18 protein-coding genes and 1 tRNA gene are annotated in these 22,520 nt (G+C 64.8%); 8 read left to right on the top strand and 11 right to left on the bottom strand.

The window, feature by feature from the left end:
- Nucleotides 1-12: 12 nt before the first annotated feature.
- Nucleotides 13-1,176 carry a GNAT family N-acetyltransferase gene (locus tag HSR122_RS10945; protein ID WP_229109847.1) on the top strand — a complete coding sequence of 388 codons (1,164 nt, stop codon included), beginning with the start codon at nt 13-15 and terminating at the stop codon, nt 1,174-1,176.
- Between the two features lie 185 nt (nt 1,177-1,361).
- On the opposite strand, the gene HSR122_RS10940 is transcribed toward HSR122_RS10945, so the two are convergent.
- The 5 genes from HSR122_RS10940 to fba all read right to left on the bottom strand — a co-directional run bounded on the left by HSR122_RS10940 (nt 1,362) and on the right by fba (nt 6,746).
- Nucleotides 1,362-2,636, bottom strand: coding sequence for an IS4 family transposase (locus tag HSR122_RS10940; protein ID WP_229109846.1), 1,275 nt, complete (start codon nt 2,634-2,636; stop codon nt 1,362-1,364).
- Between the two features lie 190 nt (nt 2,637-2,826).
- Nucleotides 2,827-3,489 carry an ABC transporter ATP-binding protein gene (locus HSR122_RS10935; protein WP_229109845.1) on the bottom strand — a complete coding sequence of 221 codons (663 nt, stop codon included), beginning with the start codon at nt 3,487-3,489 and terminating at the stop codon, nt 2,827-2,829.
- Nucleotides 3,489-4,556 (bottom strand): ABC transporter permease, encoded by a 1,068-nt coding sequence (locus tag HSR122_RS10930; protein ID WP_229109844.1) that lies wholly within the window; start codon nt 4,554-4,556, stop codon nt 3,489-3,491. Before HSR122_RS10930 ends, HSR122_RS10935 begins: the two co-directional genes overlap by 1 nt.
- A gap of 36 nt (nt 4,557-4,592) precedes the next feature.
- Nucleotides 4,593-5,429, bottom strand: coding sequence for a hypothetical protein (locus HSR122_RS10925; RefSeq protein ID WP_229109843.1), 837 nt, complete (start codon nt 5,427-5,429; stop codon nt 4,593-4,595).
- Nucleotides 5,430-5,750: 321 nt separating this feature from the next.
- On the bottom strand, nt 5,751-6,746 hold the full coding sequence (gene fba / locus HSR122_RS10920; RefSeq protein ID WP_229109842.1) for a class II fructose-bisphosphate aldolase: 996 nt from the start codon (nt 6,744-6,746) through the stop codon (nt 5,751-5,753).
- Nucleotides 6,747-6,925: 179 nt separating this feature from the next.
- On the opposite strand from fba, the gene HSR122_RS10915 reads away from it, so the two are divergent.
- The 3 genes from HSR122_RS10915 to HSR122_RS10905 all read left to right on the top strand — a co-directional run bounded on the left by HSR122_RS10915 (nt 6,926) and on the right by HSR122_RS10905 (nt 10,032).
- On the top strand, nt 6,926-7,732 hold the full coding sequence (locus HSR122_RS10915) for a nucleotide exchange factor GrpE (RefSeq protein WP_229109841.1): 807 nt from the start codon (nt 6,926-6,928) through the stop codon (nt 7,730-7,732).
- 69 nt (nt 7,733-7,801) lie between these two features.
- On the top strand, nt 7,802-8,860 hold the full coding sequence (locus HSR122_RS10910) for a Gfo/Idh/MocA family protein (RefSeq protein WP_229109840.1): 1,059 nt from the start codon (nt 7,802-7,804) through the stop codon (nt 8,858-8,860).
- Nucleotides 8,861-9,018: 158 nt separating this feature from the next.
- Nucleotides 9,019-10,032 carry a VOC family protein gene (locus HSR122_RS10905; protein WP_229109839.1) on the top strand — a complete coding sequence of 338 codons (1,014 nt, stop codon included), beginning with the start codon at nt 9,019-9,021 and terminating at the stop codon, nt 10,030-10,032.
- Nucleotides 10,033-10,063: 31 nt separating this feature from the next.
- Here the strand turns inward: HSR122_RS10905 and HSR122_RS10900 are convergent, their stop codons facing one another.
- Together HSR122_RS10900 and gltB are read right to left on the bottom strand one after the other, a co-directional pair.
- Nucleotides 10,064-10,702 (bottom strand): helix-turn-helix domain-containing protein, encoded by a 639-nt coding sequence (locus HSR122_RS10900; RefSeq protein WP_229109838.1) that lies wholly within the window; start codon nt 10,700-10,702, stop codon nt 10,064-10,066.
- Between the two features lie 117 nt (nt 10,703-10,819).
- Nucleotides 10,820-15,388, bottom strand: coding sequence for a glutamate synthase large subunit (gene gltB / locus HSR122_RS10895; protein WP_229109837.1), 4,569 nt, complete (start codon nt 15,386-15,388; stop codon nt 10,820-10,822).
- A gap of 188 nt (nt 15,389-15,576) precedes the next feature.
- On the opposite strand from gltB, the gene HSR122_RS10890 reads away from it, so the two are divergent.
- Nucleotides 15,577-17,277 carry a methyl-accepting chemotaxis protein gene (locus tag HSR122_RS10890; protein ID WP_229109836.1) on the top strand — a complete coding sequence of 567 codons (1,701 nt, stop codon included), beginning with the start codon at nt 15,577-15,579 and terminating at the stop codon, nt 17,275-17,277.
- 25 nt (nt 17,278-17,302) lie between these two features.
- Here the strand turns inward: HSR122_RS10890 and HSR122_RS10885 are convergent, their stop codons facing one another.
- From HSR122_RS10885 to HSR122_RS10875, 3 genes are read right to left on the bottom strand one after another with little or no spacing between them, the layout of a single operon-like run.
- A complete protein-coding gene (locus tag HSR122_RS10885; RefSeq protein ID WP_229109835.1) occupies nt 17,303-18,370 on the bottom strand; it encodes an ABC transporter ATP-binding protein in 1,068 nt (355 codons plus the stop codon).
- The gene (locus tag HSR122_RS10880) at nt 18,367-19,176 is read right to left on the bottom strand and encodes an ABC transporter permease (RefSeq protein ID WP_229109834.1); all 810 of its coding nucleotides are present in this window, start codon (nt 19,174-19,176) and stop codon (nt 18,367-18,369) included. Before HSR122_RS10880 ends, HSR122_RS10885 begins: the two co-directional genes overlap by 4 nt.
- A 40-nt stretch (nt 19,177-19,216) precedes the next feature.
- Nucleotides 19,217-20,146: an extracellular solute-binding protein gene (locus HSR122_RS10875; RefSeq protein ID WP_229109833.1), complete on the bottom strand. Its 930-nt coding sequence runs from the start codon at nt 20,144-20,146 to the stop codon at nt 19,217-19,219.
- A gap of 64 nt (nt 20,147-20,210) precedes the next feature.
- On the opposite strand from HSR122_RS10875, the gene HSR122_RS10870 reads away from it, so the two are divergent.
- Nucleotides 20,211-20,915, top strand: coding sequence for a TOBE domain-containing protein (locus HSR122_RS10870; protein ID WP_229109832.1), 705 nt, complete (start codon nt 20,211-20,213; stop codon nt 20,913-20,915).
- A 68-nt stretch (nt 20,916-20,983) separates the two neighbouring features.
- Nucleotides 20,984-21,577 (top strand): tRNA (pseudouridine(54)-N(1))-methyltransferase TrmY, encoded by a 594-nt coding sequence (gene trmY, locus HSR122_RS10865; protein ID WP_229109831.1) that lies wholly within the window; start codon nt 20,984-20,986, stop codon nt 21,575-21,577.
- Nucleotides 21,578-21,580: 3 nt separating this feature from the next.
- Here the strand turns inward: trmY and HSR122_RS10860 are convergent, their stop codons facing one another.
- Nucleotides 21,581-22,360, bottom strand: a complete 780-nt coding sequence (locus HSR122_RS10860; protein WP_229109830.1) for a sugar phosphate isomerase/epimerase family protein — start codon at nt 22,358-22,360, stop codon at nt 21,581-21,583.
- A 73-nt stretch (nt 22,361-22,433) separates the two neighbouring features.
- Between HSR122_RS10860 and HSR122_RS10855 the strand changes: the two genes are divergently transcribed.
- Nucleotides 22,434-22,506 (top strand) — tRNA-Pro (locus tag HSR122_RS10855).
- Nucleotides 22,507-22,520: the final 14 nt, after the last annotated feature.

Genomic DNA, 22,520 nt, shown 5'->3' with positions numbered 1-22,520 from the left:
CATCGCAGTCGCATGCCGAGCGTTCGACGCGTTCCCGACTCCGATATCGAGCGGTATCGCCGGCTCGTCCAGTACGCCTTCCATCCGGAAGACGGGCCCCAGTCGGAACTGACCGTTCCCGAGCGGATCGCGGATCGGTATGGCCTCTACGAGGGTGACCGACTCATCGCGACGGGCGCGCTGTACGAACTCGACGCGCGGCTCCGCGGGTCCTGGACGACGATCGGCGGGATCGCCGCCGTCTCCTCGCCGCCGGAACACCGCCGGTCGGGCAACGTCGAGCGACTGCTCGACGGGCTACTCGCGGAAGCGCGCGATCGCGAGCTCGGACTGGCGGCGCTGTGGCCATTCGAACACGCTTTCTACCGGCAGTTCGGCTGGGCGGTCGCAAACCGCTACACCACCTACGAACTGCCACCCAAGCAACTCGCGGCCGCAGCCACGACCGAGCGCGGCACCTACGAGCGCGTCGGCCCCGACGACTGGGAGCGACTCGAAGCCGTCCAGCGCGCCCACGGCGAGGGAACGACGCTGTCGATCCGCCGGAGCGAACAGTGGTGGCGCGACCGCACCTTCGGCGACGAGTCGCCCTGGGCCTACGCATGGCTCGACGGCGGAGAGCCTCGCGGGTACGTCACCTACACTTTCGAAACGGCGGGCGAAGACGACGTGCTCCGCACCGAGGACTTCTCGGCGGCTGATCGAGACGCGCGGGATCACCTGCTCGGCCTGCTCGGCACCCACGACTCGCAAGTCGATCGCGTCGAACTCACGCTCGCCGAGGAAGCCGCGTTGCTCGACAGGGTCGTGGATCCCGATGCCGTTTCGTGTTCGATTCACGCCGGGCCGATGATTCGGGTCACGGATCCGGCGCTCGCGCTGAAGTCGCTTCCCTATCCCGACGGCGTCGACGCGCGCGTTAGCTTCGAGGTCACTGATCCGGTCGGGGACGATCACCGGCTCGAACTCGGTGTCGAGGACACCACTGGGACGTGCGAGCCGACGCAGACCCAGCCGGACGCGATTGTCGACGTGGGGACGCTGGCACAGTTGCTCGTCGGGTATCGAGATGTGTCAGACGTGTGCGGGCGCGGCCTGGACTGTGACCAAGCGACTGGTGGGACGCTCTCGAAGCTGTTTCCGTCCGAAAAAGTCCAGTTGCGGGAGTTCTTCTAGGTCGTTACAGAAAACATAGACCGAGTGCCTCGGGGCCGTTCGGAAACCGAAGATTCCCGTGATAGGAGCGGGACGAAGTCTCACGAACCTTCGAACGGCGCAAGCGCCGTGAGCAGATGACGAGAATCGGGGATTCTCGAACCACTTGACCCGAGGTACTTTACCGTGCCACCATTCGTCTTTAGCTAAGACTCACACCTCGGTTGCGTGGCGGTAGCGAGCGTCTCTTGTAAGATCGGTCGTTGCTGGTGGATCTTCTGTGCGTCTTCGATCAGCCGCTCCAACAGCGGCGGTGGCGAGTAGCCAAGGTACTCACCGAGTTCGTGGAGGATGAGCTGGGCGTGCGACCGGAAGGTCGCCGCCCAGCGTTCCGGCGGAAACACGATCTCATCGTCAGCCTGCTCGGTGACCAGATCCAACAGCTCACGACTCACCAGCAGTGACAGCAACGCCGCATACAGCAGAATCTCCACGACATCCGGGTCGCTTGTGTCGAATTCATCCAGTTCGTACTGTGTCTTCAGCTCACGGAACAACGTTTCTACTTCCCAGCGACACCGATACAGCGTTGCTAGATCTGCCGGGAGAAACTCCTCTCTCGGCAGATTCGTGATGTAGAGATGGTAGTCGTCGGCGTCCTCGTCGCGGACGCCGACGACGCGGAACCGCTTCGTATCCAGCGAGCGCGTCCCTTCGTACGGTCCTCGCTTGAACTCCGCCTCGACCTCTACGTCGATGTACTTCCGCGAGAGGTCATCGACCACATCGTGGATCTGCTTGCCCTCCAAGGGAATGGCGCGCCCGCGCCATTCCCGTAATTCCTCTGTTATCACCGGGTTCGCGCTCTTCTTCAGCCGACTCACGAAGTAGCCGTCGTTCTCGTCGATTAACGCGAAGCGGCGGTACTTGAAGTACGCTAGATCGAGCAAAACGAGCCGTCCTTGCAGCCACGAACCTGTATTGAACAACGTGCTGTCGTGCGTTTTCTCGTCTGTTACGTCGATCCGTTCAATTGTCTTGTCGGTGGCGTTATGGAGCAGGTGGAGCGTCGCTCCAGCCTGCTCCTCGTGACGGGCTTGGAACTCATCAGAGAGGAACTCGTGGAGCCGCAACACCGTTCCATCAGCAATCATCACGTCCCTGAATCGGTCGATATCAGCGTCAACAGCGTCGGGAACAGCGACCTCGTCGAGACCGCGCTCAACGAGGTCGCGGAGGTACTCCGCCAGCGTCGGTGTCAACCGGTGATAGAAGCCACCGGGCGAGATCGTTTCGTCAGCTGTGGAGTTGTAGCTGCGTCTGAACCCAGCGAGTGTTCGGCTCTCGCCTGCGGCGAAGCCGAACACGAGCGCCCACACGAGGACTGGAACCTGGAGTTTTCCCTCTCGTTCGACCACGCCGAGTTCCTCGGCGTGCTCTTTGAGGAACTCGGAGGGAAACAGTGTAGTGAGCCGACGCATAACTCTCGATGAGGAGGTTTTGGTGTGCACAACCGACACCTCCTCATTCCTCTCGAAAAGAAGCCTCGATAAGCTACTGCTGTACTGCGGTTCTTCTCTTAGCTAAAGACGGATGACCGTGCCACCGTGCGTAGCGCTTTTACTAAACACGAGTAGGGATCGACGTCAGAAGTGAACGTCCTGCGCATCGTCACTCCGAGATCAGCGCTGCGTAGTGGGCGGGCAGATCGGTAGAGAGACGCTCTATGGAGTCGGACGCGATTACTTTCCCCCCTTTCAGAATTGTCAATATATCTATAAGGGGCTCGAACTCAGCCAGTCGATGCGTCGCGAGAATCACCACGCGTTCGTCGGAGACATACTCGCCCAACAGGCCTCGAATACGTGTTCGGTACTCCCTGTCGATATCAGCAACGGGCTCGTCAAGTAACACCACGTCAGGCTCGCCAACCAATGCGATCGCGATGTCTAGGCGCTTGGCGAAGCCCGCCGAGAGTGCGTGTGCCTCCCGGTGGCGGACACGAGCCAGCCCGAAGTCCGTAATGAGGGTTTCGACCCACTCCTCACGTGCGTCTACAAGCTCAGCGAAAAGCGAGAGGTTCTCGCCGGTTGTCAGTCCGGGATACACCCGTGGAGTTTGAAACCCACACCCGATCGTGACGTCGGGTACCGAAATTTGCCCTTCATCTGGCCGTGTTAACCCCAGTAGTACGCGGAACAGCGTCGTCTTTCCTGATCCGTTTGGCCCAACAAGCACATGAACAGTTCCCGGTTCGAACCTGAGCGAGACGTCAGCAAGCGCGCTCGTTGGCCCATACTCTTTCCGGACGTTCGTGAGTGTGATCGGCTCCATTAGCTTTCCCATTCGTAGTACCGGATGGATAGTGTGAGGATACCAATACACGCGAGTGTGATGGCAAGGAGGACCCCAAGCCAGTCGGCGAACACCGCCACACGAGATTCCTTTAGCAACGCTGTCCGCGCGATGATCATCGAGTAGTGTAACGGATTTAACCGAGCGATGGTCTTGCTCAGCGGCGAGAAGAAGCCGGCGGGATAGGCGAGATTCGACAGTGGGATGAGCGCGAGAAAGATAGCGACGCTACTCACACGGCCTGCCGTCGAGAAGCGTGTCACGAACGAGACAGCGCTCGCGAGAGACGCGAGTGTGAGGAACGTGAGAAGATATACCCCAACAGCGATCAGAGAAAGTGGCTCCAGTGAGTACCCGAGTAACACTCCGACCAGATACATAACCCCAATACTCACCACTATCAATACGGATACAAAGAGCAGCTTCGCCGCGACGACTGACTGGATTGAAGACTTCGTGCGGAGTCGATCTAGGACGTGTGCTTCGCGTGCGAGAAGCGTTGGCAGGTAGACGAACGCTGCGAGCATCACTACTAGCATCAGAAACGTCGGCAGCATATACTCAGAGAGGGATGCTTTCTGTCCGATGACGTGCCGATCAGTATCGACTTCGCCCGCAACCACCTGATCAAGCGACGTTGAGAGCCCGGAGACGATTGCCCGGGAGGGTAAGCGGAAGATGGTGATCCGACCATCAATGTACACGTCAATTGTCGCCGTGGCATTTGGTGCGCCGATGTTCGGTGGCACTTCAATGATGGCATACACCTGCTCCCGCTGTAACTGGCGCGACGCCGTCTCGAATGAGTTAACGATGCGCGGGTCGGAGGTGAACGTCACGCCAGCGCGAGCAATGTCAAGGCTGTTCTGAGAGACGTTATCCGAAGCCGGGACGACTGCAACAGGGGCGTTCTCGGGGAGCGTGTGCTCGAAGAAGACAGTCCCTGCAGCGAATACACCGGGCACCACCAGGAACAGGATGGCAATGGTAAGCAGCCGGTGTCTGCTCCACGTCAGTTCCTTCCGCAGAAAGGTGGGAATGTTCATTTAGAGGTCGGCGGTATTTGGATTCGTCGCGGCGGATCACAGCCCGAAGAGCAGACCGAAGATGGCTGTTATAACTCGCGTTGCGCGATCAACCGAACCAGACGCCTCCACGACGACAGTCGATTTATCAGTATTTATCGACGTGTCATTCATTGCGTTCGCGACCGTCTCGTTCTGAGTCCTCTCTGCGGCTGCGGCGATCACGCCTCGGAGAGCGTTCGCAACGTCTTCAGCATCGCCTGAACCCCCAGTCAAAAAGGTAAGCGTAATACCCGCGGTGTCGTCTTCGTGGTACGCAATGCCCGTCACGTGGGTGACTGTGGCGAAGCGCTTTGGGTCGATTGAGGAGCCACCGACTTCGATCCCCGACTCGGGGAGTTGATTCGTTGGCATCTCCGCGACAAATTTGAACGGCGCGTCACGGATAGCGCTAAATGCATTGCTCATCTCTCCCCCGACGCTATCCATATTGCCCGCAGACACGTCAAGCGTGTCTTTTGTGGCTATTTCGGTGGCCAGCACGTAGGCATCGTCACCAGCCACCCCTAGCCAGAGCGGCTGATACTCCCTGCCTGCTTCATAAAGTGTCTGCCCGCTGTACTCCCCCTCGGTGAACTGGAGGCCGCCAGATTCCAGCGCATTTACAACTTCGTCAGGCGACCAGTCTGCCTCAAAGTAGAGTCCGTAGTAGGGTCCGCGCGTCGCGGTCTCCGAGCCCGCGTATTTACCGAAGCCGGCCGCCGTACTCGCGCCACTGAGCTCAATGCCAGCGTTGTTGGAGACGGAAGTCAGGAGCTCTTGTTTGTTCGTTGGCCCTGAATAGTACTCATTTTCGGCGAACTGATCCAGGATATCGTTCGTGAACTGTGTCACTGCAGAATCGTTGAGCGTACGCGTGACGTCCCCACGGCCGGCATACGCGATTCCTTGTGGAAGGTAGCCTAACACCTCACTACTGTCACTATTACCATTGCCATTACCACCCGACGGATTTGTCAGCGACGAACAGCCCGCGAGTCCAGCTACAGTCGTTGCAGCTGTAGCCCCGCCTAGTCGCATGAAAGCCCGACGTGAGCGTTCCATCAATGTCGTTGTTCTGCTGCATCTGAAATAAATCTAACGCACACATACTCAAAATGCGAAGTGCCGGCATATCGCCGGTGTCCCCAAAAACGGTGTCCCGCTTCGATTTCTTCAATTGGGGAACATCGAGTTGCCGGCCGAGCCCGACAGTTCCGCGAGGTCGGCGTGGACCTCTTCGATGCGCTCGCGGACGAGTCGACCGCCGACGCGCGGGTCGAAGTGGTCCTTGTTAGGCGACCAGTCGACGTCGTTGTAGAAGCTGTCGCGTTGGTCCTCGACGCCTTCCGGCGGGACGATCTCGTCCTTGTGGTCGAGGTAGTGATCGAACAGCGTCCGCGTGTACTCGTACTGGTAGCGAGTGTCTTTGTTCATCTTGCAGATGCCGCGACCCATCATGTCCTCGACCTGGGCCGGCTGGAGCCCGGAGGTGCCGTGGAGCACGAGCGGGATCTCCAGGCCGTGATCGGCCAGCGTCTCGCTGATCTCGCTGGCCAGGTCCGGGCGCAGTTCCAGATCCTTGCCCTTGGCGACGCCGTGCTGGGTGCCGACCGAGATCGCGAGCAGGTCCGCGCCGGTGCGCTCGACGAACTCGACGGCGTCGTCGGGGTCCGTGTAGAAGGCCTCCTCGGCCTCGATCTCGTCTTCGACGCCCTTGATCTGGCCGAGCTCGGCCTCGACGAGGATGTCGGCGTCTTTCTCTTCGATCATGTCGACGACCTTCTTGGACTGGCGGATGTTCTCCTCGAAGTCCTCGTGGGAGGCGTCGATCATGATCGAGGAGGGGATGTCGCTCTCGACCTGCATCTCGATGAACTCCATGTCCGTCTGGTGGTCCATGTTGAGGAACACGCCGATGTCGTACTGCTCGGCGATGGTCTCGATGTAGTTGCCCATCGCGCGCAGTCCGGCCTCGGCGTCGCCGTTGCCGGCGAACCGACACGCGCCGGCGCTCAACTGGATGAGCAGGTCCGAATCGACGGAGGCGGCACCCTCCATCAGCCCCATCATCACGTCCGGCTCGGCGACGTTGCTGGCGACTAGCCCGAAGTCCTCTTCCAGCGCCCTGTCGTACACCTCACTGAGTTCGCTACCGCCGTAGAATGGCATTCGTTGTCACCGCCTCAGTATTTACTCGCCGCCGTAATAATTGATGCGGAATCGGGATCGGGCTGTCCCCGGCGAGTCGCTGCGATTCTGCTGGATACCCGTTCGGTACGATGTTCGACACACGACCGGTATCAACCGCAGTATCAATGCTTTTACCGCCGTATCGGCTTTGTCCGTACATGACTGACCAGGAAGGGATGTCCGACGGAGACGTGGCCGAGCGCGACGACGAGCGGTCGGAAGGCGACGACAGCGTTGCGACGGAGAGCGACCCGAACGGCGAAACGGCCCCGGCAGGCGACGGGAGCGAAGCGGCCGACTCCGGGGCCGATGACGGAGTGAGCGACGACGAAACGCCCGAGGAAATTGACGACTCCGAAGACGGCGGGTCGGACGACGACGTAGGGCTGGAGGGGACTGAATCGGAGGTCGAAGACGACCTCGACGTGGCCGAGGAGCTGGTCGAACACGTCGAGTCGAGCGATCCGGAAGCGATCGCCGACGAGATCGCCTCGCTCCGGTTCGAGGTCGAAGCGCTCGAGGCCGAGCGCGACGACTACGAGGAGGAGGTCGAGTCGCTTCGGTCCCGGCTCAAGCGCAAGCAGGCCGACTTCGAGAACTACAAAAAGCGGATGCAGAAGCGACGCGAGGAGGAGAAGGCCCGCGCGACCGAGGACCTGGTCACGCGCCTGCTCGACGTCCGGGACAACCTCAAGCGCGCGCTCGAACAGGACGAAGACGCCGACATCCGCGACGGGATCGAGACGACGCTCAAGCAGTTCGACCGCGTCCTCGAAGACGAGAACGTCGAGTCGATCGAGCCCGAACGCGGCGACGAGGTCGACCCCGAACGCCACGAGGTACTCGTCCGCATGGACAGCGACCAGCCGGAGGGAACGATCGCGGACGTCCACCGACCGGGCTACGAGATGGGCGGGAAAGTCATCCGCACCGCGCAGGTCGCCGTCAGCGACGGCGACGAGTGACCGCGGGACCGTTGCCTCCGGCTGCGACGGCATCGACACTTTGAGGGTTCTCGCCCGTCCGCATCGGACATGGCAACTACCAGCACTCCTCCGCGCGTCGGGATCGTCGGCCTCGGCGGGATCGGCTCCTATCACGCCGACCTCGTGGCCGAAAACGACGCGCGACTGGTCGCCGGACTGGACGTCGATCCGTCCGCGCGAACGCGCTTCGAGACCGAGTACGGGGCCGAGACCTACACCGACCGAACCAGCTTCTACGACGCGGTCGATGCGGTGATCGTCACGACGCCTAACGCCTACCACGAGGCATACGCCGTCGGCGCGTTGCAGGCCGGCTGTTCGGTGCTCGTCGAGAAACCCCTGGCACACACCCTCGAGAGCGCCGAGCGGATCGCGGCGGCGGCAGCGGAGTCCAACGCGGTCTGTATGGTCGGATTCCACAACCGGTTCGATCCGCGCGCCGAGGCGCTCGCGGCCTCCCGCGAGGACGGCTTCTTCGGGACGATCCAGCACGTCGACGCGACCTACGTCCGTCGCCGGGGCGTCCCCGGGCAGGGGACGTGGTTCACCGACGCCGACGTCGCCGGCGGCGGTGCGCTGATCGACATCGGCGTGCACGCGCTGGATCTCGTGCTCTCGCTGCTCGCGTTCCCGGACGTCGAGGAGGTCAGCGGTGTCGCCCGGTCGACGTTCGGACAGCGCGAGGACTACGTCGACGTCGAGGGCTGGGGCGGCGACGACGGGACCGTCAGCGTCGAGGACTCGGTCACGGCACAGCTCCGAACCGCCGACGACGCGACGATCTCGCTCGACGTCGCGTGGGCCGCCAACCGAACCGACGAGACGGCGTTCCGACTCCGCGGGACCGACGGCGGTGCGTATCTGGACATGAACGGAGACCTGACGCTGTACGAGTCGGTCGATCACGGCGTCGATCAGCACCGCACGACGACCGTCGAGACCGCCGAGTACGACGGCCACGCGGCGGAACAACAGGCGTTTTTCGAGGCCGTCACGGCCGGCGAGGACCCCGATCGCAACACCGTCGAGCAGGCGCTGACGGTCCAGCGACTCGTCGAGGCGATCTACCGCTCCAGTGACGACGGCGCGGCCGTTGCTCCCCAGTAGCCACGGTCCCGCTATTGACGGCCCGGTGACACGCACGGCATACTGCCGGCTATCCCATTTCACTGGAATTCGCCACCCCAGTGTGGCGACTATCTCGACGAACGGATAGCCGGCAGTATCAGCACGAATTCAAGTCCCCCCGTATCCTACTGGATGCAATGACAGATCCGACGCCCGGCATCCACCACGTCACCTGCATCGCGAGCGATCCCCAGCGGAACCTCGACTTCTGGGTCGAGACGCTCGGCCTCCGGCTGGTCAAGCGCTCGGTCAACCAGGACGATCCCGGAACGTATCATTTCTTTTTCGCCGACGCCGAGGGCACGCCCGGCACGAGCATGACGTTTTTCCCGTGGAAGGACCTCCCGGCCGGTCAGGCCGGTGCCGGACAGGCCTCCCGGACGGCGTTTCGCGTCCCGGAAGGAAGCCTCGAGTACTGGGAGCGACGCTTCGAGGACCGCGGCGTCGAACACGGCGATCGGTTCGAGCGATCCGTCGACGCGGGCGAGAGGGCCGACGCGAGTGGCGACGGCCGCAGCGAGACCGTCCTGCCGTTCCGCGATCCGGACGGGCTGGCGCTCGAACTGGTCGCCGTGCCGATCCCCGACGACGACCCGACCGTGCCGTGGACGGGCTTCGTTCCCGAAGACGCGGCGATCCGGGGCTTTCACTCGGTGACGCTGGCGCTGTCCGACCCCGACCCGACGGCCGGACTCCTCCGGACGATGGGGTTCGACGAACTGGGATCGGTCATGTCCACAGCGAGCGACTCAGATAGCAGGCGGTTCGCGGCGACGGGTCCCGTCGGGACGTACGTCGACCTCGTCCGGACGACCGACCGCGGGCGGCAGGGCCACGGGACGGTCCATCACGTCGCCTTCCAGACGCCGACCGACGACGACCAGCTGGCGATGCGGTCGGCCGTCCGGGAGGCCGGGCTGAACCCGACCAGACAGATCGACCGCCACTGGTTCCGGTCGGTGTACTTCCGGGCGTTCGGCGGCGTCCTCTTCGAGTTAGCGACCAGCGATCCGGGTTACACCAGCGACGAACCGCTCGAGTCGCTGGGCGAGCGACTCGTCCTCCCCGGCGAGTTCGAAACGCGACGCGACGAGATCGAGTCGGAACTGGCCGACGTGACTGTGCCGCGTCCGGAAGCAGACGGATCGTAGCCGCTCCTCCGGAGCAGGCGGAACGTAGCCGCTACTCAGATTCGAGTTGCGTGACGTACTCCTTGACGATCTGTTCCTCGGCGCGGTGGAGCGTCTCGCTGGCGGTCGATTTCGCGATGTCGACTTCCTCCGCCAGTTCGGTCAGCGAGCTCTCGCGCGGCGTGTCGTAGTAGCCGGCCTCGACGGCCTCGACGACGAGTCGGCGCTGGCGGTCGGTCAACAGCGGTTCCTCGGTGACGTGCTGGTGGATGTAATCGACCGTGTAGCCGATGTCGAACTGATCCAGTTGCTCGCCCAGTGCCGACAGCCGGTCCTGCGGAGCCGTCACCTCCCAGACGGCCTCGCCGTCGCTGATTTCGAAGGGCATCTCCAGCGGGATCCCCGAGTCGCGGGCCGGGAAGAGCAACAGCGGCATCGTCGTCCGGAACCGGATGAGGACCTTCCCGTCCTCTTCCTGCAGGCGGTCGATGTCGGTCACGTCCTCGTAGCCCGCCATCTTCGAGAGCACCGCCGACGTGTCCTCGGCGACGACCTCCGCGAGCCCGACCCCGGCGTCGACGTCGTCGCTCAGCGCCGCGAGCACTCTGAACGTCGCGTCCGGGTACAGGCGAGCGAGTTCGCCCAGCCACACCTCCTCCGGCACCGTCAGCGTGAGCTTCGCCCGTGGCATCGCCCGATCGAACGTGTTCGGGACACTAGTCCCTGCCGATCCCGGACGCGAGGTTCGCAGTACGGACGCCCCGAGTGGAAGGGAGCCAGAGCGGCTGCGCGGAGGGACGAGCGACGATCAGTCGTCGGTCGAGGCCGGGAATTCGCCGGACTCCGAGTCGACGTCGGCAGCCGCCGGCGCAGGCAGATCGGACCGGACGTCGGCGTCGGGTCGTGCTTCGATGGCTTCGGCGTACGCCTCCGGGAGCACGCGAACGAACGCCCCGAGTGCCGACTCCCAGTCCGCGAGGAGTTCCTTCGCGCGTGCCGAGTCGGTGTATTCGGCGTGATTCTCGAGGAGTCGCCGGAGCAGCCGACGGTCCGCGGGATCGAGCTGATCGGACAGCGTGACCATCCCCGCGTTGGCCCGCTCGGCGAGCGTCCCCTCGGGATCGTAGACGTACGCGATGCCGCCGGACATCCCCGCGGCGAAGTTCTTGCCCGTCTCGCCGAGCACGGCGATCGCGCCGCCGGTCATGTACTCACAGCCGTGGTCGCCGACGCCCTCGACGACGCCTTTCACCCCGGAGTTGCGGACGGCGAAGCGCTCGCCGCCCCGACCGTTGACGTACATCTCACCACCGGTCGCGCCGTACAGCGCGACGTTACCGACGACGACGTTCTCGGCGGGGTCGTAGGCCGCACCCTCCGGCGTGTCGACGATGAGCTTGCCGCCCGACAGACCCTTGCCGACGTAATCGTTGCCGGATCCGGTCAGCCGCATCGTCACGCCACTGGCGAGGAACGCGCCGAAGCTCTGTCCGGCGGTCCCGTCGAAATCGAGCTGGATCGTGTCCTCGGGCAGCCCGTCCGGTCCGTGCGCCCGGGAGACGCGGCTCGAGATCGTCGCCCCGACCGCCCGGTCGACGTTGTCGACGGCCCCGGCCAGCGCGACCGGCTCGCCAGCCTCGATCGCGTCGCCGATCTCCTCGAGTAGCCCCCAGTCGAGCTGGTCGTCGACGTCGTGGGTCTGCTCGCGGGTCTTGATCCGGTCGTCGCTCTCGACGGGCGGTTCGGTGATCGCCGAGAGGTCGAGCCTCTTTGCCTTCGGGTGATCGACGTCCTCGCGCTGGGAGAGCAACTCGACGCGGCCGATCATCTCGTCCAGTTCGGCGAAGCCGAGCTCGGCCATGATCTCCCGGAGCTCCCGAGCGACGAAGGTCATGTAGTTGATGACGTGGTCGGGCTCGCCGGGGAAGCGCTCGCGGAGCTCCTCTTTCTGGGTCGCCACGCCGACCGGACAGGTGTTCTGGTGACACTGCCGGGCCATCACACAGCCCTCCGTGACGAGCGGCGCAGTCCCGAAGGCGTAGCCCTCCGCGCCGAGCAACGCCGCGACGGCCACGTCGCGCCCGGTCTTGAGTCCGCCGTCGGTCGTGACCTTGATCCGCGAGCGCAGTCCCGTCGCCCGGAGAGTGCGGTTGGCCTCCGCGAGCCCGAGTTCCCAGGGCAGGCCGGCGTTCTTGATCGACGTCTTTGGCGAGGCGCCGGTGCCGCCCGAGCGACCCGAGATGTGAACCACGTCGGCGTTGGCCTTCGCGACGCCGGCCGCGATGGTCCCGATGCCGTCCTCGGCGACGAGCTTGACGTTGACGTCCGCCTCGGGGTTGCTCGCCTTGAGGTCGTGGATCAACTGTTTGAGGTCTTCGATGGAGTAGATGTCGTGCAGGGGCGGCGGCGAGATGAGCCCGACCCCCGGCGTCGCGTGACGGACCTCCGCGATCATCTCGTTGACTTTCTCGCCCGGGAGATGGCCGCCCTCTCCGGGTTTCGACCCCTGAGCCATCTTGATCTGGAGCTCCTCGGCCGCTGAGAGGTACGCCGAGGTGACGCCGAACCGGCCGGAGGCGACCTGCTTGGTCTTCGATTCGGTCTCGGTGTGGAACCGTTCCGGCGGCTCGCCGCCCTCGCCGGTGTTCGAGTGTGCGCCGATGCGGTTCATCGCCTTCGCGAGGTTCTCGTGGGCCTCCGGCGAGAGCGAGCCCAGCGACATCGCCGCCGTCTCGAAGCGCGTAACGATCTCCTCGACCGGTTCGACCGCCTCGATCGGGATCGACTCGCGGGCGTCAGTCTCGAACTCCAGCAAGCCGCGCAGGGTCTGCAGCGTCTCGTCCTGTTCGTTGATCGCGGCGGCGAACTCCCGGTACGTGTCGTAGTCGCCCGCCCGGACGGCCTGCTGGAGTTTGCCCGTCGTCTCGGGGTTCCACTGGTGGTGGATCCCCCCGGAGCGGAACTCGAACTCGCCCTGGCGCTCCATGTCGGCGTCCCCCTCGAAGGCGACCGCAAACCGATCGCGAAGATCGCCGTCCAGTTCGTCGATTCCAATCCCTTCGGTGCGGGTAGTCGTCCCCTCGAAGTACTCGGCGACGAAGTCCGAGGCCAGTCCGACGGCCTCGAAGATCTGTGCGCCCTGATAGCTCTCAAGCGTCGAGATGCCCATCTTGGCCATCGTCTTGAGCAGACCGTCTTCAAGCGCCGTAACGTACGCCTCGATCGCCTCCCGCCGATCGGCTCCTTCCGGTCCGGCGACCAGATCCTCGATCGTCCGGTAGGCGAGGTAGGGGTTGATCGCGTCCGCACCGTAGCCGACCAGCGTCGCGTGCTGGTGGACCGTCCGGGGGTCGGCCGACTCGACGACCAGCCCGACCCGGTTTCGCAGTCCGTTGCGAACGAGGTGGTGGTGAACGCCGCCGACCGCGAGTAAACTCGGAATCGGTATCCGGTCGTCGCCGGCGGCCGCGTCCGAGAGCACGAGCACGTCCGTCCCGGCCCGGGCCGCGTCGGTCGCCGCGTCCCGGAGGTCTTCGACCGCCGTCTCCAGATCGCTGTCGGGATCGAACGTGGTGTCGAGCGCCCGCGACGACAGACCGTTGGCGTCGAGTGACTTGATCGCGGCCGTTTCGGCGTCAGTGAGGATCGGCGAGTCGGCGACCAGCTGGCGGGCGTGGGCCGGGGTCTCCGCAAGCAGGTTTCGCTGGTTGCCGATGCGGGTCTCCAGGGAGGTGACGATCTCCTCGCGGATGTAGTCCAGCGGCGGGTTCGTCACCTGTGCGAACAGCTGCTTGAAGTAGCTGGCCAGCGGCCGGTTGTGCTGGGCGAGCACCGACAGCGGCGTGTCGTCGCCCATCGAACCGACCGGGTCCTTACCGGACTCGGCCATCGGCTCGAGCAGGTGATCGACCTCGTCGTAGGTGTACCCGAACAGCGCCTGCTGGTTGCGAAGTTCGTCGACCCCGTGGCGGGTGTCGTATTCCTCGCCCGTGAGATCGGACAGTCGTACCTGCTCGTTTTCGACCCACTCGCCGTACTTTTCGTCGACGAGGTCGTCGAAGACCTCCTCGTCAGGTATGACCCGCCCCTCCTCGGGATCGGCGAGGAAACACTGTCCGGGCTGGAGACGGCCGCGTTCGCGGATCTCCTCGGGCTCGTAATCGAGCGCGCCGGCCTCGCTCGCCATCACCAGCGTCCCGTTTTCGAGCACATCGTAGCGAGCGGGTCGCAGCCCGTTGCGATCGAGCACGGCCCCGACACGGTCGCCGTCGGTCGCGGCGACGAGTGCCGGCCCGTCCCAGGGTTCGACCAGCGACGCGTGGTAGTCGTAGAATTCCCGACGCGCCCGGGAGAGGTCGTTGTCCTCGTGTCGCCAGGCCTCGGGAATCAACAGCCGAAGCGCGTGCGGGAGGTCCCGTCCCGATTGCAGGAGCAGTTCCAGAGCGTTGTCGACGCTTGCAGTGTCGGACTGGTCGGGGTCGTCGATCACCGGCAGGAGTTTCTCGATCGCCGACCCCTCTCCGGGCGTCACGTCGTCGAACGCGTCGGTCGCGAGATCGGTCTCGCGGGCGCGCATCCAGTTGATGTTGCCCCGGATGGTGTTGAACTCGCCGTTGTGGACGATCCGCCGGTAGGGATGGGCGAGATGCCACGCGCCGAGCGTGTTCGTCGAGAACCGGGCGTGGACCATCGCGAACGTCGACTCGACGCGCTCGTCGGTGAGATCGGGGTAGTAGTCGGGCAACTGTTCGGCCTTCAGCAGGCCCTTGTAGTCGACGGTCTCGTGATCGAGCGAGACGACGTAAAACCGGTCGCTGCCCGGGAGGTCTGCTTGCGCGACGTGGTTTTCCAGCACGCGACGGGCGACGTACAGCTGTCGACCGAACGCGTCGCCGGTCCGGCCCGTCGCGGACTCGACGAAGACCTGCCAGACGTCCGGCTCGCTTTCCAGCGCCGTCGCGCCCAGTCCGTCGTTGTTCGTCGGGACCCGCCGCCATGCCAGCACGTCCAGCCCCTCGTCGGCGAGTTGTTCCTCGACGATGTCCATGAGGCGGTCTCGTTCTTCGTTCGCCGTCGGAAAGAAGACCGTCCCGACCGCGTACGCGCCCGGTTCGGGCAGTGCCGTGTCGACGATGTCGCTGAAGAACGCGTGCGGAATCCGGAGCTTGATCCCGGCCCCGTCGCCGGTGTTTTCCTCTGCCCCGGTCGTACCCCGGTGTTCGAGGTTCTCGAGCAGCTCCAGTGCGTCCTGTACGACCCACGAGCCGCCGCCGTCGTCGAGGTCCATGACGACCCCGACGCCGCAGTTAGCGCGTGCGTCGGACCCCGGCCCACAGCAGTGTTGCCCCTGTGCGCCGTGTGTGCTATTTCGGGTCATGTGATACTCCATGACGACTGAGGGGATAAGAGGCTGACCTACAAGGAGAAAGGGACTATTAAGTCCAAATAAGGGAAATAATATCTATCACGGTCAATAAAGGCGGTCGAAGTGGTGACCACAACTTCGATTTTCAATTCTCGAAAACGGGACGCCAAACCTATTAAAATGCCTCGAGAGATCCGGATATGGCACCATCACTTGTCGACCTGTATACGGACACTCTCTGGTGGATGATGGACCGGATCGGCGTCACGCAGTCAGTCGAGCGGAAGGTGCTGGCTGCGGTCGTCATCCAGTTTTCGATCTCGGTAACGCTGGTTCTCGTTTCGCTGTTTTTCAGTGGTGTGGTCCGGATCGGGCTGGCGCTCGTCCTCCTGGGTGTGGCTGTCGTGGCGTTTATCAACACGGTCATCATCACGCGCTGGGACATGATCGAACCGATCGAGCGTCTCGAAGAACACGCGACCGCCATCGCGGAGGGCGACTTCTCGACGGACGTCCGGCGACTCGAGCAGGACGACGAACTCGGCGATCTCACTGACGAGTTCGCCGAGATGCAGGCGTACCTGCACGTCGTCGCGGACCAGGCCGACGCCCTCGCTCGCCAGGAGTTCGACGCCGAGGTGCTCGATCGGGACGTGCCCGGCGATTTCGGCGCGTCGCTCCGGGAGATGAACGACAGCCTCACCGAGTACACGACGGAGCTTCAGGAGATGACCGAGCGCCTGGAGCGGCGCTCGGATCGACTCGACGACCTCGTCTCGGCGTTCGGCGACGCCGCCGAGCGTGCCCGTGACGGCGATCTGACCGCGACGATCGACGAAGCCGCCCTCCAGCTCGAAGACGACGCCTACCGGGACGTCGTCGACAACTACAACGCGCTGGTCACGACGCTCGCGGAGACGCTCGGTGACGTCGTCGCGTTCGCCGAGCGCGTCGATACCGCCAGCGACGAGGTCGATGCCAGCGTCGCGGAGATCAGCGACGCCAGCGACGAGGTCGCCCGCTCCGTCCAAGAAATCAGCGATGGAGCCGCTGATCAAACGGACCAGCTGCGTACTGTCTCGGAAGCGATGAACGACCTCTCGGCGACCGTCGAAGAGATCGCGGCCTCCGCTGATGAGGTTGCCGGCACCGCGAGTACGGCCGCCGAGCGCGGTCAGTCCGGTCAGGACGCCGCAAGCGAGGCCATCGAGGAGTTGCGCGTCCTCGAAACGCGGATCGACGAGACGGCCAGCGCCGTCGAACAGTTGGCCGAGGAGATCCGCGAGATCGACGAGATCGTCTCCTTTATCGACGAGATCGCCGCCGAGACGAACATGCTCGCGCTCAACGCCTCGATCGAGGCCGCACGCGCGGGCGAGGCTGGGGAGGGATTCGGCGTCGTCGCCGAGGAGATCAAGGGCCTCGCCGGGGAGACGGCTGACGCGGCGAGCGACATCTCCGATCGGATCGAGACCGTTCAGGCGACCTCCGAATCGACTGTCAGCGATGTCGAGGATATGACTGAGCAGGTCGATACGACGGCCCGTTCTGTCGAGGACGCTGTCGGGGACTTCGAGGACATCGTCTCGCTCGTCGAGGAGATCGACGGCGGTCTCCAGGAGATCAGTGCGGCGACGGACGATCAGGCTGAGACGGCGACCGAGGTCGTCGATCTGGTCGACGAGGTCGCTTCGATCAGCGAGCAGACAGCCGCTGAAGCAGAGGACGGCGCGGCGGCGGCCCAACAGCAGACGGCGACCATCGAGACGGTCACCGGCGCTGTCGAGGACCTGTCGGCCGACGCCGCCACGCTCGCCGAGCGCCTCGAATCGTTCACCGTCGATTCGGACCCCAGTCGCCGCGGGGCACCGACGCGGTCTGTGGCGAGTCCCGACGACTGAGTCGTTCGCCATCACGCTCCTGAGGTCAGCTCACGGGGCCGACACGCCCGGACGACTCCTCGAACAGCAGCAGATCCGTCCTGTCGATTGTACAGCGCGCCCGCTCACCCGGCTCCAGCTGCACGCGCTGGGTTTCGACGACCAGCTCACCGCCGGCATCCAGCACGAGGACGACCTCGTAACGCGTGCCGAGGTCGGTGACGCGATCGACGACGCCGGCCAGTGTGTGTTCGGTTTCCGTCCGCTCGCTGTCGAGGAGCGTGAGATCGTTCGGACGGGCGAGACAGATGAGACCCGTGTCGGCAGGAGTGCCACCGTCGCCGGCCAGCGCTCGGCTCTCGAGCGTGAGCCCCGGGTTGCCGGGCGGCGTGACCGGAAGCCGCGTCGACCGGCCGAGAAATGAGGCCACAAACGGCGTCGGCGGTGACTCGTACAGTTCCCGTGGTTCGCCGACGCCGTCGACCTGTCCATCGCTCATCACGACGAGTCGGTCGGACAGCGCCATCGCCGTTTCCTGATCGTGCGTGACGTACAGCGTCGTGACGTTGGTCTCGCGCTGGATCCGTGCGATCTCCTCGCGCAACCGGTCTCGAAGCCCCCGATCGAGTGCGGACAGCGGCTCGTCGAGCAACAGGACGTCCGGCTGCGGTGCCAGCGCCCGCGCGAGTTCGACACGTCGTTTCTGCCCGCCGGACAGCGCCGCCGGCATCGCCTCGCGCTGTTCGGACAGCGATACGAGTTCGAGATAGCTATCGACGATCGCCGCCCGCTCGTCCGGATCGACCCCGGCCGGACGAAGCCCGTAGGCGACGTTTTCGGCGACGGTCATGTGGGGAAACAGCGTCGGCTCCTGGAAGACGATGCCCACGTCTCTTCGCTCGGGCGGGTCGGCCGTGATGTCCGCACCACGCAGGTGTATCTCCCCAGCAGTCGGGTTCACGTGGCCGGCGATGGTCTGGACGGTCGTCGTCTTGCCACAGCCACTCGGGCCGAGCAGTCCGACCATCTCGCCGGCACCGACCTCGAAAGAGACGTCTTCGAGGGCGAGTTCGTCCCCGTATCGGTGCGTGAGACCGGTCACTTCGAGCGTCATCGATCGATCACCGTCGGAACCCGCCCGACTCGTTGAACGACGGCCAGAACCGCCAGCGTCACGGCCAGCAGTGCCAGCCCGACCGGGACGACGGCGTCGATCCCGCCGTTGATGAAGTCGACCCAGATGCGCGTCGGCATCGTCCGGGGGTTCGACGCGACCATGTACGTCGCGCCGAACTCGCCCATCGCACGGGCGAACGTGAGCGTGACTCCCGCGAGGATCGCCCCGCGGGCCAGCGGGAGCGCGACGTGTCTGAACGTGCCGAGCGCCGTGTACCCCAGCGAGCGCGAGGCGCGTTCGAGCCGCTCGTCGATCGCGCCGAACCCGGCCCTGGCGGTGACGACGACGAAGGGGGCGGCGACGAACGTCTGTGCCAGGACGATCCCGATGAAACTGCCAGTCAGTTCGATCCCGACTGCGTAGGCTGTCGCGCCGATCGGTGTGAACCGGCCGAACGCCGTCAGGAGCATCGCGCCGGCGACCACCGGGGGCAACACCAGCGGCAGGATGATCAGTCCCTCGAGCAGGCGCTTCCCGGGGAACGATCGGCGGGCGAGGACGTACGCCAGCGGGACGCCCAGCACCGTTGCCACTATCGTCGAGGTCGTCGCCGTCAGGAGTGAGTTTCGGATCGCTATTCGTGCCTGTGGTTCGACTAATCTGGCGAAGACGTCCGCCGTTCCGGTCCGAGCGAGAAACGCCACGAACGGCACAGCCACGTAGACCAGCAACAACCCGCCCAGAAGCGCCGGCACGAGTAGTGTCGAGCGCGCTGTCCAGGTTGTCCGCGTGTACGTACTCATAGTTCTTGGCCGTCGGGCATTGTTGTCCGTCGGATCAGTCTCATATTGTCAGTCCATCCGGGAGAGTTCCGTGAGCGCGGGGGAGGCTATCTGCCGTCGCGAGTCCTGCCGCCCCGAGCACGTCGTCGGGATTGTTTGCGAGAAATTCGACCAGCCTGCGGCCGTTCTCGGGCGCGTCCGCGCGGTCGAGCACTGTCGCGTTGTACAGTATCGGTCGCCCCTCGACAGTCGTCCCGTCTTCGAACGTATACTCGGCGGTCGCGTAGTGATCGGCGAGCGACGGGTCGGCGAAGTTGTACGCCGCCGGGAACGGCTCGAAGGGAATGTCGTGATCGCGGGCCATATTCCCGTAGACGACTGCACCCGCTCTGGAGCCCCCCTCGACACCGCCGAGCACCTGTGGTTCTTCGGCCACCTGTTCGACGAGGTCCCACACCTCTTCTCGAAACCCCTCGATGTCGTGCTCGCGTTCGGCGAGGCCAAACGCCTGCCAGGCGCGATATCCCAGCGGGTCCTGTTTGGGGTTACTGATGGCAATGTCCCCTTGGTCAGTTTCGCGAATGAGATCGTACCACTCATGTTCGCCTGCGGCCATTCCCGACCCGAACTCCGTGTCGGTGTTGTAGCCGATACCGAGGACGTTCGTCGCGAACTCGACGTCCCAGTCTGTGTGTGTTCCGACGAGTCGATCACGCAGCAGCGTCGCGTCCGCGCTGACGACCACGTCGGGGTGTTTCGTCTCGTCTTCGACCATCCGCATGACGGCGTTCGAGCCGAAATACTCGCCCTGAACGGTGATATCGGTCTCGGACTTGAAGGCCGGCCCCACGTGATCCTCGAACGTCGCCGCGAGACTGCCCGCGGAGAGAACACTGACCGACGACTCAGGCCCGAGACAGCCCGCGAGGCCGACCACCATACCACCGGTCATCGATTTGAGGAGAGCCCGACGCGACCGTTGTTTCGGCATAGACATATCGCTCTTTCGCTAACCCGGACATAACCGTTATGGGGTCACCAACGAACCTCTAGCCATGAGTCGTTACGGCGGCGAGTCCCCGAGCGCGGATTTCGCGGCGCGGCTGTACGCCGACGGAGTGGCGTTCGAGGACAGGGACGCGGCGCTACTTCGGGCCGTCGCCGAGGCCGGATCGCTGAACGCCGCCGCTCAGTCGCTGGGCCGGTCCTATTCCCGGGCACACAAGCGGCTCTCGACGCTCGAGGACGCGTTCGGCCCGCTGCTCGATCGCCAGCGCGGCGGGGCCAGCGGCGGCGGCAGCGAGTTGACCGACCTCGCGGAGACGCTGCTGGCGCGATTCGATCGCCTGCGAGCGGAGTATTCGGGCGTCGCCGAGACCGACGAGACCGTTCTGGAGGGGCGCGTCGTCGAGCGGACTGGCGAACTCGGCGTCGTCGAGACCGACGCGGGCGAACTCCGGGCGCTGGTCGAGGCCGACGCCGAGACAGTCCAGGTATCGATCAGGGCCGACGCGGTGACCTTGCAGTCGCCGGACGCCGCACCGATGGCTGCCGAAACCAGCGCCCGAAACCGCCTCTCGGGGACCGTGACCGATATCGACGCGGGCGAGGCGGTCGCGACCGTCACCGTCGACGTGGGTGCGGAACGACCGCTGGCGGCGCTCGTGACCTGCCGGAGTCTCGAGCTACTCGATCTGGCCGTCGGCGATCCGGTCGTCGCATCGCTGAAGGCGATGACGATCCGGGCGATTCCGCGGTGAAGCCGGGCCGGCGATCGAGCGGTATCCGGGACCGACAGCCAAAAACCCTCCCGACGCGTGGTTCGGGTATGCGTCAGTTTCTCGTCGTCGCCCACGACGCGCCCGCGAGTGCCGACTTCCCGCTGGACGCGCTCGCCAGCGAGGCCGGCCGAATGGACCTGCTCGCTCGCGCGCTCAACGCAGCACTGCTACAGAGCCACGGGATCCGCGAGGACACCCGAGTCCACCTGGTCATCGACGGCGTGACCGTCAGCGTCGACGGCGCGACTGTCAGGAACCTCCACCCCGACGAGCGCTCGATCGCCGCACTGCTCCGATCGGCACTGGACAGTCGGGACGACGCGATCGGCCACCAGCCGGCCGAGCCTTCGCCTGGCGTCGCGGTCTACCGAATGGACCTCGAAGCGACGCTCGACCGCCTCGCACGTGAGGGGCCGATCGTCCAGCTCCACGAGGGCGGCGCTCCGGCGGTCGAGGTATCCGTCCCGGAGGACCCGGTGTTCGTCCTCTCGGATCACCGTAATTTCACCGACGAGGAGGTCGATCTGATCGCCGAACGGGCCGACGCCCGAGTCCGGCTCGGTCCGCGGCCGCTGCACGCCGACCACGCGATTTCCGTCGCGCACAACTGGCTCGACACCGACGGCTACACCCAGTATTGACCCCTATGGACTGTCGAGCGCCTCGACCTGCCGGCGGAGGTTGTTCAGGCTCGTGGCGACGTACTCGTAGGAGGGGGTGAACACCTCCGCCGAGAGCGTCGCCGTCGCCAGCGGTCGGACGATCCGGCCGAAATCGAGCACGCCCGAGCCGATCGGGACGTGATCGTCGGTCCGGGTGCGAACGTCGTTGACGTGGACGTGGCTGATCCGATCGGCGTGCTCGGCGACGAACGCCGCCTGCTCGGCCGCGTCGTAGCCCTCGACGTACGCGTGGCCCGTGTCGAAGGTCATCGAGACGTCGGTCGCCTCGAACAGTCGAGGGAACTCCGCGAGGCCGAACCACTCACCGGGGACGTTCTCGACGCAGAGTTCGATCCCGTACTCTCCGGCCACGACCTCCAGTTCCGCGAGCGCGTCGACGATCGTGCCCTGGACGGACTCGGCCTCCCAGGCCGGGCTCCAGGCGTCGCTGCTCGCGTGGACGACCGCTTTCCGTGCGTCGAATGCGGCCGCCGTCTCCAGGGCGGCCGAGAGCTCGCGGATCGCCCCCTCGCGGACGTGCTCGTACGGCGAGCCGACGTCGAAGCCGAACGGGAGGTGGACGAGCAGGTCGAGTTCGTGTTCCGTGGCGGTTTCGGCGATGGCGTCCGCATCGAGCGTCGACCGTTCGTGGTGGCCGTCGAGCAGCAGTTCGACGTAGTCGGCGTTCATCGCCGTCGCGGCCGGGAGCGCGTCGGTGTAGTGCATCGTCGTCTGCGTGACGAAGCCGAGTTCGAGTCCCATACCTCGACAAGACGGGCCCGCGTGGAGGGCTTTTCGCAATCGTTAAAGGGTCCACTCTCTTTCGTCCACGTGCGGGCCGGTGGGGTAGCTTGGTATCCTTCGGCCTTCGGGTGGCCGTAACCGCAGTTCGAATCTGCGCCGGCCCACTTCTCCCACAGTC

This window comes from Halapricum desulfuricans (genome assembly GCF_017094525.1).
GTDB classification, from domain to species: domain Archaea; phylum Halobacteriota; class Halobacteria; order Halobacteriales; family Haloarculaceae; genus Halapricum; species Halapricum desulfuricans.
Note: the sequence above shows the minus strand (reverse complement) of the source record. Positions and strands in the feature narration are given on the sequence as shown.

Bases quoted from the DNA above. Each gene is read 5' to 3' on its own strand.
- HSR122_RS10910 (WP_229109840.1), top strand. From the start codon at position 7,802: ATGGCAACTACCAGCACTCCTCCGCGCGTCGGGATCGTCGGCCTCGGC.
- HSR122_RS10930 (WP_229109844.1), bottom strand. From the start codon at position 4,556: ATGAACATTCCCACCTTTCTGCGGAAGGAACTGACGTGGAGCAGACAC.
- HSR122_RS10890 (WP_229109836.1), top strand. From the start codon at position 15,577: ATGGCACCATCACTTGTCGACCTGTATACGGACACTCTCTGGTGGATG.
- HSR122_RS10880 (WP_229109834.1), bottom strand. From the start codon at position 19,176: ATGAGTACGTACACGCGGACAACCTGGACAGCGCGCTCGACACTACTC.
- HSR122_RS10885 (WP_229109835.1), bottom strand. From the start codon at position 18,370: ATGACGCTCGAAGTGACCGGTCTCACGCACCGATACGGGGACGAACTC.
- HSR122_RS10900 (WP_229109838.1), bottom strand. From the start codon at position 10,702: ATGCCACGGGCGAAGCTCACGCTGACGGTGCCGGAGGAGGTGTGGCTG.
- HSR122_RS10945 (WP_229109847.1), top strand. From the start codon at position 13: ATGCCGAGCGTTCGACGCGTTCCCGACTCCGATATCGAGCGGTATCGC.
- HSR122_RS10860 (WP_229109830.1), bottom strand. From the start codon at position 22,360: ATGGGACTCGAACTCGGCTTCGTCACGCAGACGACGATGCACTACACC.
- trmY (WP_229109831.1), top strand. From the start codon at position 20,984: ATGCGTCAGTTTCTCGTCGTCGCCCACGACGCGCCCGCGAGTGCCGAC.
- HSR122_RS10935 (WP_229109845.1), bottom strand. From the start codon at position 3,489: ATGGAGCCGATCACACTCACGAACGTCCGGAAAGAGTATGGGCCAACG.
- HSR122_RS10905 (WP_229109839.1), top strand. From the start codon at position 9,019: ATGACAGATCCGACGCCCGGCATCCACCACGTCACCTGCATCGCGAGC.
- HSR122_RS10875 (WP_229109833.1), bottom strand. From the start codon at position 20,146: ATGCCGAAACAACGGTCGCGTCGGGCTCTCCTCAAATCGATGACCGGT.
- gltB (WP_229109837.1), bottom strand. From the start codon at position 15,388: ATGACCCGAAATAGCACACACGGCGCACAGGGGCAACACTGCTGTGGG.
- HSR122_RS10870 (WP_229109832.1), top strand. From the start codon at position 20,211: ATGAGTCGTTACGGCGGCGAGTCCCCGAGCGCGGATTTCGCGGCGCGG.
- HSR122_RS10915 (WP_229109841.1), top strand. From the start codon at position 6,926: ATGACTGACCAGGAAGGGATGTCCGACGGAGACGTGGCCGAGCGCGAC.
- HSR122_RS10940 (WP_229109846.1), bottom strand. From the start codon at position 2,636: ATGCGTCGGCTCACTACACTGTTTCCCTCCGAGTTCCTCAAAGAGCAC.
- fba (WP_229109842.1), bottom strand. From the start codon at position 6,746: ATGCCATTCTACGGCGGTAGCGAACTCAGTGAGGTGTACGACAGGGCG.